The organism is Chitinophaga oryziterrae (assembly GCF_009758125.1).
Classification (GTDB): domain Bacteria; phylum Bacteroidota; class Bacteroidia; order Chitinophagales; family Chitinophagaceae; genus Chitinophaga; species Chitinophaga oryziterrae.
The window spans coordinates 68,054-80,908 of the sequence record NZ_WRXO01000006.1 but is presented as its reverse complement, the minus strand read 5'-3'; the positions used below and the strand labels follow the sequence as shown (position 1 = coordinate 80,908).

Here is a 12,855-nt window from a genome sequence, read left to right as displayed (position 1 = left end):
TAAAAAGCCAAGCCCATGAACGATCATCAATTAACCGATACTATCAATTTACTCAACAGGGCTAACAATAGTGGTATTAGTATTGTGTATGAAAAAGAGGAACTGCTGGTACAGGTCCATAAGGATCTGATCATTGATCCAACACTGCTGGAAGAGCTACGTTCTCACAAAGCCTCACTCCTGACATATTTCCGGGAATCAGGTATGTCCGGCAACAACATTCCGGCTCAGCCCCGTAACCAGGATAGCAGGTTACCGTTATCTTTCAATCAGGAAAGGCTATGGTTTATAGACCAACTGGAAGGAAGTGTACCCTATCATATTCCTGTTGTACTAAGGCTCAATGGAATCCTGGATGCAGCAATACTGGCTGCATCTCTACAGCAAATTATAGTCAGGCATGAGATATTAAGAACTGTGATTAAGGAAAATGCAGGTTTGCCCTATCAGCACATCCTGCCGCCGACAACCTCGTTGCTACGGTCTATCACGGCACCCGCCGGAAATGACAGCGAATGGTTGCAGCAAGAGATCACACAGCTCACCTCCACCCCATTTGACCTGGCCATTGAGCAGCCAATTAGAGCCGGACTTATCAGACTTAGCGATACAGAACATATACTCGTCATTACACTGCACCATATCGCAGCTGATGCTTGGTCCGCTGCTATCATTGTGAATGAGTTGGTTACACTTTACAACGCCGGCATACATGGTACTGCGGTGGAATTACCCATATCAGGTATCCAGTATGCAGATTTTTCCCTGTGGCAAAGGAAAAAACTAACAGATGAAGTATTAGCGGAGAAACTATCCTACTGGAAAAAAAAGCTGATGGGAACAGCTACACTGCAACTACCTGTGGACTTCGCAAGACCTGCTGTACAGCAGTTCAACGGTACTGTGCATCATTTTACAATAGACAATGATACTACCGCACAATTGAAACAGCTATCCCGGCAACAGGGAACTACTTTATTCATGACCATGCTGGCTGCATTCAATGTATTACTGTACCGTTATACCCATCAGGAAGATATTTGTGTAGGCAGCCCTATTGCCGGAAGGCAGCACCGCCAATTAGAAGGACTGGTGGGTTTTTTCGTCAATACACTTGTATTACGCAACACTGTAAATCCCGATCAGTCATTTAATCAATTACTACAGGATGTAAAACTCAGCACACTTGCCGCATTTGATCACCAGGATGTACCAGTGGAAAAAATTGTAGAAGCAGTGGTTAAAGAACGTGATATCAGCAGAAGTCCGCTTTTCCAGGTAATGTTTGCCCTTCAGAATACTCCTGCAGTGGAGACTATTCAGTTAGGTGACGTGACACTAACCCATGAAAACGGTGATCCTGCAACTGCCAAATTTGACCTTACCTGTTCTCTTCAGGAAGCCGAAAATATTATCAACGGAAGTTTCGAATACGCTACCGATCTGTTCAGAGCATCCACAATTTCAAGGATGGCATTGCATTATCAACAGCTGCTGCGCTCAATCATTGAAAACCCAGAAATGCCCATAGACCGGTTAATTATGATAAGCTGCGATGAACAGAGAATCCTGCTCTACGATTTCAATAATACAGCTGTTCCTTATCCGGCCGATTCCACCATTATTGATCTGTTACAGTTGCAGGTATCGCGGTACCCGGATAATATTGCTGTAGCTGAAGGCGAAAAATTACTCAGTTACCGGCAGCTGGATAACCGGTCCTCACAACTGGCTGTCTACCTGCAACAGCGAGGTGTCCGGACCGGCCATTTTATTCCTGTGTGCATGCCCAGGTCGCTGGATATGATAGTAGCGCTAATAGCCATACTTAAGGCAGGTGGGGCATATGCACCAATAGATCCCAATTGGCCGGATGACCGCATCCGCTTTGTATTATCGGATTTAAACAATACAATGAGTATTACCCATAGTAATTATGCAAACAGATTTAAAACAATTGCGGAAACCACTACTATTATTTGTACAGATGAAATTGATTTTTCTCCATTACAACAAACAAATCTGTCTGTCTTAATACAGCCCGAAGACCTGGCATATGTCATGTATACATCCGGTTCCACAGGCCGTCCCAAAGGGGTACAGGTGGAACACCGTAATGTAACCAGTTTGATTTATGCACCCAATTATATTACCCTCACTCCTGCCGATGCCATTTTATCCGCAGGTTCCGTTGCTTTTGATGCTACCACGTTTGAATACTGGGGCACTTTACTAAATGGTGGCAAACTTGTGCTGAGCGGAGAAGATGAGCTGCTGGATATTAATGTTCTGAAAACTACATTACAGGTACATCATGTAAATAAAATGTTTTTCACAACAGGATGGTTCAATCAATTGGCAGACACAGATATCAGCATTTTTTCCGGGTTGGATGCTGTGTTGACTGGTGGTGAAAAAATGTCGGAAAAACATGTGGCCAAAGTAATTGCCTCTTGTCCCGGGATCGCCATCAGCAACATTTATGGCCCAACTGAAAATACCACATTTTCTTTAAGTTACCGCATAGATATTCATGGATTAACAGATCATACCCCCATAGGAATCCCTTTAAATAACCGGACTGCGTATATTCTTGATCATTATCTACAGCTGGTACCCCCAGGGATAACAGGCGAACTATATGTAGGTGGAGCAGGGACTACCCGCGGGTATCTGAACCGTCCGGAGCTGACAGCAAAATCATTTATTCCCCATCCATTTATACCAGGCGAACGGCTTTATAAAACCGGTGATCTTGCACGATGGAATGAAGCAGGTCATGTTGTCTTTCTTGGGCGTGCGGATGATCAGGTGAAAATAAGAGGCCATCGTATTGAACCCGGAGAAATAGAAAGTGTGTTAAGGGAATTTCCTGCTGTTGAAAAAGCACTGGTCATCGTACACGATCACCCCAATGCAGGAAAACAACTCCTGGGTTATGTGGTACCCAAACCAGATTATGACAGCATACAACTGCAGTCGTTTCTGCAACAGCGTCTTCCGGCATATATGATTCCAGCCGTTATTATCACCATGGACCAGTTTCCGCTTAATGCCAATGGTAAAGTAGATAAATCCGCATTGCCCGTTAATACGACAAACATAAATAGCCATGAGTATGTAGCTCCCAGCGGCAGCATTGCCGTAACACTTACAGCAATCTGGCAGCATTTACTGGGAGTGGATCGTATAGGCATCCATGATAACTTCTTTGAACTGGGAGGGCATTCTTTACTGGCCATGCGTGTGACCGCCGCTGTTCGTACAGAATTATCCATTACTTTGTCTGTAAAGGAATTATTTCTTCATCCTACTGTTGAACAACTGACTGCTGTTATATCGGAGAAAGTACCTGGGGAAATTGTACCATTGATTTCCGCCAGCACGCGGCCTGTAAATATTCCCCTTTCCTTCAACCAGGAAAGGTTGTGGTTTATTGATAAACTGAGCGGCAGCGTACAATTCCATATGCCTGCCATTTTGAAGTTGAAAGGATCATTAGATCTGATTGTACTGGAAAATGCAATACGTACCGTTATATCCCGGCATGAGGTATTACGTACTGTTATCAGATCAGTAAACGGGCAGGCAACACAGGTAATCCGGACAACTGCAGAGTGGCAGCTGATTACTATCAATGGCCCGTTATCTGAAGAAAATATCCGGACGCTTATCAACCAACCCTTTGATCTGTCTGCCGATTATATGTTACGTGCCCACCTGGTAATAAATGAAGCGGAAAGTTTTACGCTGATACTTACCCTACATCATATTGCGGCAGACGGGTGGTCTGCCGGCATCCTGGTACAGGAGCTTACTACCTTATATGCAACATTAGCAGAAGGTAATCCTTCCCCCTTACCGAATTTGCCATTACAATATGCAGATTTTGCTTTGTGGCAGCGTTCCTGTCTCACCGCTGAAAAGCTGGCATCACAACTAGCATACTGGCAGGATCAATTAAAAACATGCAGCACGTTACAGTTGCCCATCGATTTCAGTCGTCCTGCGATACAAAGCAATGCCGGTGCTGCCTGTACCTGTCTTTTACCTGCAACATTAACCACCGCTATCAAAGAATTATCACAATCGCAGGGGGCCTCTGTGTTCATGACTTTACTGGCTGCATTTAAAGTACTCCTATATCGTTATTCCGGACAAACGGATATTTGTGTGGGTACATCCGCTGCCGGACGTCAGCAACAGGAACTGGAAGGCCTGATCGGCTTTTTCATCAATACCCTTCCATTAAGAACAAAGCTGGACAATCATCTTACTTTTACAGCATTGCTGCAACAGGTAAAACAGGTTACTTTATCAGCATTTGAGCACCAGGATGTGCCATTTGAGAAAATAGTAGAAGCAGTAGTAGAGGAACGAAATACAGTACAGCACCCACTGTTCCAGGTTATTTTCGGAATGCCTAATTTGCCTGTGGCCCCAGACTTGCAGCTAGGCAACGTTGCATTGGAAGGTTTGCCGGTATTGCGGGATACCACACAGTTTGACATTAACTGGTCTGTACTCGAAACCCGGGAAGGACTCGTATTTAGTGTAGAATACCGCAGTGATTTATGGCTCGCTGATACTATGGAACGCATGATGCAGCACTACCAGGTATTGCTGACAGGCATAGTTCAGGACCCAATAATGCCTGTCGGCAACCTGCCGTTGTTAACTGCTGCAGAAAAGAAACAGTTACTCGCTGAAAAGAATTACACAGACACTAACTCAAACAACCATACGGTATTATCACTATTAGCTGTTCAGGTACAACAAACACCCGGGGCAACGGCCCTGATTGCAAAAGATACTTCGCTAACCTATGCTGAATTCTATGAACAGGTAAATTATCTGGCTGCACACCTCCGCCAACAGGGAATTCAAACAGGCGATATGGTACCCTTGTATCTGGAGAGAAGCATAGATATGGTGATAGCAATATGGGCAGTATTGAAAGCAGGTGCTGCATTTGTGCCTATAGACACCACCTTTCCTGCCGCGCGCATCACACATATACTGCAGGAAACTGCTGCCAGATTGATACTCTGCAACAACAGCTCCGCCAGGCAGCTTCCTGTAACAATAAAATATATTACAGTGGAAGAAGGTATAGTATCACATGAGCATATAAACGAAAACCCGGGACCTGCAGATATGGCTTATGTGATCTATACATCCGGTAGTACAGGTATCCCCAAGGGTGTTATGCTCAGCCATGCTAATCTGTTACACTATATCACTAACGAAAAAACCAGTTACATCAACCGGGAAAGCAGTGATAATGGCAGTTTCATACATCTATCCTATACATTTGACGCAGCTATCACAGCCTTGTTTATGCCCTTGCTGGCAGGTAAAGCTGTTGCGATCAGCAATTATCCGCAGTCTACCGTATTTGAAGATCCCTTGTTTTGGGAATATGCGCCTTATGACTTTATTAAACTGACTCCAGCGCATTTGCCATTGCTGCACACTGCTATGCAACAGCGAAAAGAAAAATGCCCTGCTGCTACATTGGTTATAGGAGGAGAAGCATTGTTGCCTGCGCATGTAAACTTTCTGATCAATTCACCCACAACAATTGTAAATGAATATGGGCCAACAGAAGCCTCGGTAGGCTGTACAACGTATGTCTTCCAGGTCACGGACAATACGGTCATTCATATTGGTCAACCTATTGATCAGATCAATATCTATATCCTGGATAGCAACGGGCAACCAGTTCCCCCCGGCATACCCGGAGAAATCTGCATTGCAGGCGCTGGCCTTGCACAAGGATACCTGCATCGCCCGGAACTTACCTCTGACAAGTTCATCACAGCATCTTTCCGGCAGCAAAGACAGGAAAAAATATATCGCACAGGTGATCTTGGTAAATGGTTACCAGATGGCAATCTTGCCTACTTAGGACGTATCGATGAACAATTGAAGATACGGGGCTATCGCATTGAACCAGCGGAAATTGTTCATGTATTGCAGCAATCGCCTGACATTCACCAGGCGGTGGTAATAGCGGCGCAGCAAAAACTCATCGCATATGTTACATGCTCCGGTGTTTTTGCAGAAGAAAAACTCCTGGATCATCTAAAAAAACATTTGCCTAACTATATGGTTCCGGATCATATTATCTTACTGGAAGCCATCCCATTGACCAATAACGGCAAAGTAGACAGGAAGGCACTTCCAGGCCCGGATCAGCTGCAGCAGGATCAATACACTCCACCACAAACTATGCTGCAGGCTGCTTTGGCAAAAATCTGGAAACAGGTGCTGGAAGTAGAATGGATAGGCATATACGACAACTTCTTTACACTTGGAGGTCACTCTCTGCTGACCATATCATTAATTGGAGCTATCAAAAAAAGTCTGGGGCTTAACATCGCTGTCAGCGATATATTTGATCATCCTACGATTAAAGCATTATCAGATTTCCTGGGAGATAATAGTATACCTGTAATAACCCAAACTTCTCCACATATACTGCCGCTTGCAAGCGGCGCTGCTGCCCCTGTCTTCCTCTTGCCCGGATCAGGTGGTGCAAGCGAAGGATATGCAGCGCTGGCAAAAGGATTCAGTAAAATGGGAACAGTATATGGATTACAGATGATGGGGATATATGAAAACGAACAACCAATGAATGAGATGCAGGCTATCGCACAACAGCATATTACCTGGATTAAAACACAGCAGCCTGCAGGTCCGTATCGCTTCATAGCTCATTCATTCGGGTGTTTTGTAGCTTATGAAATTATTCAGCAACTAGAGGCGGCCGGGGAAATAGTTCAATGGGCCGTTTTTATAGATACCCCTCCGGATGCACGCAAATCTTTGCAGCAGCTGCAACCGCTGGCAGATCAATTAATTGATGGCATGTTGTTTTATCTATCAGAACATCAACTGATTCCTTCTCCGGCACCTGCATGGATAAGTGTACTACGCAATATTGACAAAGGAATATCCCTTACAGCAGCAGCAGATTTAATCAGGAGCACTATCACTACCCATATAGCAGAAAGCAGTCAGTCCTTGTCTTTGGCATTACGCGTACTTGACCTGGAATTGGCGAGCATAATGATTCCTTACCAGGTACATGGAAATATTCAGGCAACTTTGTTACTGATTCAGGCCTCGTCAGGTGAATATAGCGAAGAGGATATCCGGAAATGGAAGCAGTATGCTCACAGCAGTATATCCTTTACAATACCCGGAGATCACAACAGTATTGTAAAATCACCGGGCGCAGCGTTACTGGCTGCTGCTATACTACCTTATGTAACTAAATAGTATACAAAACATCATCCTATGCAATATAGACTTTCCCTTTCCCTTTGTTTACTTTGTTTGCAGGTAGTTGCACAGTCCCCGACGGATGCCAGAAAGGTGTATTCGCCGCGGCATGCGGACATTCTGTGGGATACCTTCGGGGTGCCACATATCTACGGAAAAGATATCAGCAGCATGTATTATGCATTTGGATGGTCGCAGATGCATAACCACGGTAATCTTATACTTCAGCTCTATGGCATAGCACGTGGCCGTGCTGCCGAATACTGGGGCTCCGCTTATAAGGACGGTGCGAAAATAATAACCCAGTTCAGGATTCCGGCATTGGCAGCGGAAAGTTATCAGCAACAGGAACCGGAAATGAAAGAATACCTGGATGCTTTTGTAGCCGGTATCAATGACTATGCCGCCGCCTGGCCACAGCATATCGGTCCGGCCCTGAAACAGGTGCTTCCAATAACAGGGCAGGATGTGCTTGCACATGGATTTCATGTACTTTTCCTGGAATTTTTAGCGGCTGGAGATATGGGTAACCCCAATATACTCAAGCCAGGCTCCAATGCTTATGCCATTGGCAAATCCAGGTCTGCAACCCGGAATGCTTTACTGTTAGCCAATCCTCACCTGCCCTGGAGCAGTTTTTACACTTTCATGGAAGCACATCTGCAGGCGCCGGGTTTTAACGCTTATGGTGCTACGTTAATTGGTATGCCAGTACTCACTATTGCCTTTAATAAACATTTAGGCTGGACACATACCGTAAATACCATTGATGCAGTGGATACCTATGCTTATCCTTTAAAAGACGGAGGTTATGTAAAAGACAGCGTTATCATGCCATTCCGTTACGACACCCTGCTGTTGCAGGTATTACAGCCCGATTGCATTATAAAAACCGACACTACGCTGTTGGCATATGCGGGCAATGAACCTGTACTGGCAACAAAAGATAATAAAGCCTACACAATGAAGATAGCGGGAATGAACCATACCCGCTTTTTTTTCGAATGGCATCTGATGGCACAAGCACAAAATTACCGGGAATTTGGGTTGGCTTTGCGGCGCATGCAATTACCATTGTTTAATGTAATTTATGCAGATAAGGCCGGCAATGTCGGATACTTCTTTGGGGGTAATGTACCTTCCAGAGATACGGGCAACTGGGACTACTGGCATGGTGTTGTTGATGGCAGCACATCGAAAAATAACTGGGATACCACGTTGGGATATAATGAAATGCCCAAACTATTTAATCCGCCGACAGGCTTTATTCAGAATGCGAATGATCCGCCATGGTATTGTACCTATCCGCCGATACTGTCGCCAGGAGATTTCCCTTCCTACATTTCACCTGTTGGTATGGAGTTCCGGCCACAAAGAGCGATAAATATGATCAAAAATAATTTCGCGGTTACCCTGGATGATCTGCAGCAATACAAATTCAATACTGGCCTGGAAGTAGCAGACAGATTTCTGGACACATTGCTTGCCGCTGTACAACAATACCCGGAACCCGCAGCGCTGGCTGCAGCAGATGTTTTACGACGCTGGGACCGTAAAACGGATAGTTCCAGCACAGGTGCCTTATTATACATCTACTGGTTCAGTAAATTAAGCCTCACTATGTTTAATGTTCCCTGGGACCCTTCGAACCCCGTAGAAACCCCGGCTGGCTTGAGCGACAAGCCTATGGCAGTGAAACTGCTTTCTGCCGCCGCCAGGGAAGTATACCAATCATTCGGTACACTGGAAATTCCATGGGGATTGTTGTTCCGTTTCCGCGGAGGTACATATGATTTTGCCGGTAATGGAGGCCCTGCAGCCGCAGGTATCTATAGAACAATCGAATATGGCCAGGACCCTGACGGGCACATGCGGGCGGTTTATGGAGATAGCTATATGGCGTTGGTTGAATTTGGAAGAAAAATAAAAGCCAGGGTATTATTGAGTTATGGTAATGCATCCCAACCTGACAGCAAGCATATCGGAGATCAGTTATACCTGATGTCTCAAAAGAAGATGCGGACGCCCTGGCTGGAAAAACAGGAAATATTACAACACCTTGAAAAACGGGAAACAGTAGGACATTAACAACTATTCATTAACCCGGGTGTCATCGCTACAAACCGTTGACACCCATTGGATAAAACATTGCTGGATACTATAAAATTATGGTCCGGGAAATATATATGTCAATACATTTTCACTTAGCCGGCACCGATGATTTCCTCACCTTTAACTTCGTCTTCAGCACAATCTCCTTCGGCGCTGCTGCATTATCCCCTTCCTCCAGCCTTTCCAGCAAAATGCTGATCACCTTATGCGCTATCTTATCAATCGGCTGGGCAATCGCTGTTACCGGTGTAGAAAAAAGTTCGAAAATATCATGATCATCAAATGAGATTACAGCCAGGTCCTGGGGGACTTTCAGCTTTAGCTGGGTAATGGCCTTTAATCCACAGGAGCCGGCCTGTATGGCCCCAAACAGCACCGCATCCAGTTTGGGATTGGCGGCAAGGAATTCGCGTACCCCCTGCACCATCACTTTTTCTTCCGGTGTGAAATCAATTTCCATCACATAAGGCTTCAGTCCTTCCTCTTTAAGTGCGGTACGATATCCTTTCATCCGCCCTTTCATTTGTGTAAGAGAAGAAGAAAAGGTGATAAAGGCAATATTCCTGTACCCCTGGTGGATCAGGTACCGTGTAGCATTTTCTGCGCTAAACTCATTATCAATGACCACATAATCCGTTTTTACCTTTGGGAGATAGCGGTCGAACATCACCACCGGCAGACCCGCCCTGATCAATTCATTGATCTCCTTCTCCACTCCGGGAGGGGGAGAAATAATATAACCGTCCACGTTCCTCTCCCGCAATACATTGATCAGTTCTTTTGTTTTCTCCGTATCATTATCTGTACTGCAATATATGATCCTGTATCCCTGTTTGTACGCCATGTTCTCAATCAGGCGGGCTATAGTGGCAAAGAAGGGGTCAGAAATACTTTCCACCATCAAACCGATAATATTCGACTTGCCTGTCCTTAAGCCACGGGCAATAGGGCTTGGCCGGAAGCCCACTTCCCGGATATACCTCTCCACCCGTTCCACCAGTTCCTCACTGATCCTTTTCTCCTGGGCCACTCCGTTCAGGATAAACGATACAGCGGTCTTTGATATATTCAGATCGTTAGCAATATCTTTGATTCTTAATTTCTTCACAAATACTTATTTAAGATCAAAATAAATTAAAATTTAGTGTGCCGTTTTAACCAGCCTTGGATAATTATAACCAAACAGCATGATCACCACATAACAAATAATAGGCAGGTAGTAAGCTGTTGCCACGCTATGGTTAGCGATAAGCCCCATCAGCGGTGGAAAGATCCCTCCTCCTACCACTCCCATTACGATAAATGAAGAAGCCTGCTGCGTATGCTTTCCCAGATCTTTAAGCCCCAGGCTAAAAATGGTGGGGAACATTATGCTGAAAAAGAAATTTATCATTATCAGTGCGATAAACGAGATCCAGCCAAAATGCAGGGCTACGATGATGCACATCAATATGTTCATACCGGCAAAAACCGCCAGTAGTTTATAAGGAGCAATGAAGCGCATCAGCGCCGTACCCGCAAAGCGGCCGATCATTACCATCATCATACTTAATGAAAAGAAATAGCCCGATTTTTCATCACTCAGCTCCATCACATCATGTCCGTAATTAATAAAATAAGCCCATGTTCCTCCCTGCGCTGCTACGTTGAAGAACTGAGCAACTGCCGCAAATATGAAATGTTTCTGTTGCGCAAGCGGTTTTACTTCAATAACATCTTTCTTGTCCTGCGACTGATTCATAACGGGCAATTTGATAAACAGGAAAGCCACCGCCAGCAGGGTGATGAAAAGCCCGATAGCTATATAGAGATCACGTACGGCCACCAGGTCTTCCGAATGCTCCTGTCCTGCTTTCAGGATGAAATAACTCCCGATGGCAGGTCCTATTACCCCTCCCAGCCCATTAAAGGACTGTGAAAAATTGATCCGCTGATCGCTGGTACGCTGATCTCCTAACGCCGCCACCAGAGGATGCGCCGCTGTTTCCAGCGTAGCCAGTCCACAGGCAAGTACAAATAATGCAAAGCGGAAAAAATTAAATGAAGCTGATTCCGCTGCGGGGATGAACAGGAATGCACCAAGTGCATATAGTAAAAGTCCGAGCAATATCCCTCTTTTGTAACCAAACCTTTTTATGAACATCCCTGCCGGTATGCCGATTACTGCATAGGCCCCGAACAGGGATAACTGCACCAGTCCCGACCGTGATTTCGAGATATGTAATACGTTCTGGAAATGCCTGTTCAATACATCTCCCAGCGTTAGCGCCACTCCCCAGCAAAAGAACAGGGAGGTCACAAATAAAAAAACAGCAAGGTATTTTCTTTCCGTGAAATTTGGCTTGGCGCTCATCATGATCTCAATTTACTTTATTGGCCACTACTACCGCTACTCTTGAATCTGCGCAGCCATAATAGAGAAACCATTTATTCCTGAACAGCACCAGTCCTTCTAAAAACACGGTACCGGCAGGATATTGTCCGCTCTTTTCAAAGGCATCCTGTGGTACCAGGAAAGGCTCATCAAGACGTGCCAGCACCTTTTCAGGATCATTATTATCAAATAATACCTGTCCGGCGCAGTAAGCAGCGGGAGGATAACGTTTATCTCCCCGGGACTCGTCATTTTTACCGTTATACAATAATACTATTCCTTTATCTGTCTTCACAGCCGGAGGACCACATTCCGTCAGCCGGCTATCGAAGTACCCTTTCCGCGGCGACATCAGTTCTTTCAGCTTTCCATCAGGCGTTGTCAATGGCGTCCAGTCAGTCAGGTTAGCGGAAGTAGCAGCGTATACATGTTCTTCGCCCCAGTACATCCAGTATTTCCCTTTTATCCTGGCGATTACAAGTTTCCCGTTAGCTACTTCGGTAACAACAGAGGCTGATTTGGAGGCCATCTCTCTGAATTTACCCTTAAAAACAGGTCCATACTTTTTCCAGTGGATAAGATCTGTGGACAATGCAGCTCCCAGCCGGGGCACTTTATTATTCCATTCCGTATATAATACCAGGTAAGTACCGTCAGGTGTCATGGCCACACGGGGATCTTCGCAACCTCCCCTCCATTCAAACTCCTGCTGTGCATCTGTATCAGGGTACAGCACCGGCACGGGGGAACGATGTTCAATATGTATCCCATCATCGCTGGTAGCAAGCCCTATCCGGGAGGTACGCATGCCGATACCTTTCCCTGAACGGTCTTCCGCCCGGTAAAGTACACAGATTTTTCCATCCTTTAACACTGCTGCCGGGTTAAAGGTATCATTGGACTCCCACCCTACCATGGTTTTAGTCATAGGGTCTTTGAACTGTGTGGTGGTATCAGGCCGGATAATCGGATTGACACCTGGCGGCCTGTTAAAAGGGCCCAGTGTCCAATCGGGTAGCTGTGCATACAGGCTGCCCGAAAACAGGCTGATGATGAGGGTAATATTGAATATTCTCATG

5 protein-coding genes are annotated in these 12,855 nt (G+C 45.4%); 2 read left to right on the top strand and 3 right to left on the bottom strand.

Translation table 11 applies throughout. The features are described 5' to 3' along the window. Positions 1-15 precede the first annotated feature (15 nt). Together GO495_RS20175 and GO495_RS20170 are read left to right on the top strand one after the other, a co-directional pair. Positions 16-7,287, top strand: coding sequence for a non-ribosomal peptide synthetase (locus GO495_RS20175; protein WP_157301533.1), 7,272 nt, complete (start codon positions 16-18; stop codon positions 7,285-7,287). An 18-nt stretch (positions 7,288-7,305) separates the two neighbouring features. Continuing rightward, positions 7,306-9,378: a penicillin acylase family protein gene (locus GO495_RS20170; protein WP_157301532.1), complete on the top strand. Its 2,073-nt coding sequence runs from the start codon at positions 7,306-7,308 to the stop codon at positions 9,376-9,378. Between the two features lie 112 nt (positions 9,379-9,490). Here GO495_RS20170 and GO495_RS20165 read toward each other — a convergent pair whose 3' ends face one another. From GO495_RS20165 to GO495_RS20155, 3 genes are read right to left on the bottom strand one after another with little or no spacing between them, the layout of a single operon-like run. Then, the gene (locus tag GO495_RS20165; protein WP_205691295.1) at positions 9,491-10,510 is read right to left on the bottom strand and encodes a substrate-binding domain-containing protein; all 1,020 of its coding nucleotides are present in this window, start codon (positions 10,508-10,510) and stop codon (positions 9,491-9,493) included. A gap of 33 nt (positions 10,511-10,543) precedes the next feature. Then, entirely contained in the window at positions 10,544-11,755 is a 1,212-nt protein-coding gene (gene fucP / locus GO495_RS20160; protein WP_157301804.1) for an L-fucose:H+ symporter permease, read from the bottom strand. Positions 11,756-11,762: 7 nt separating this feature from the next. Then, positions 11,763-12,854: a glycoside hydrolase family 130 protein gene (locus tag GO495_RS20155; protein ID WP_157301531.1), complete on the bottom strand. Its 1,092-nt coding sequence runs from the start codon at positions 12,852-12,854 to the stop codon at positions 11,763-11,765. Position 12,855 lies beyond the last annotated feature (1 nt).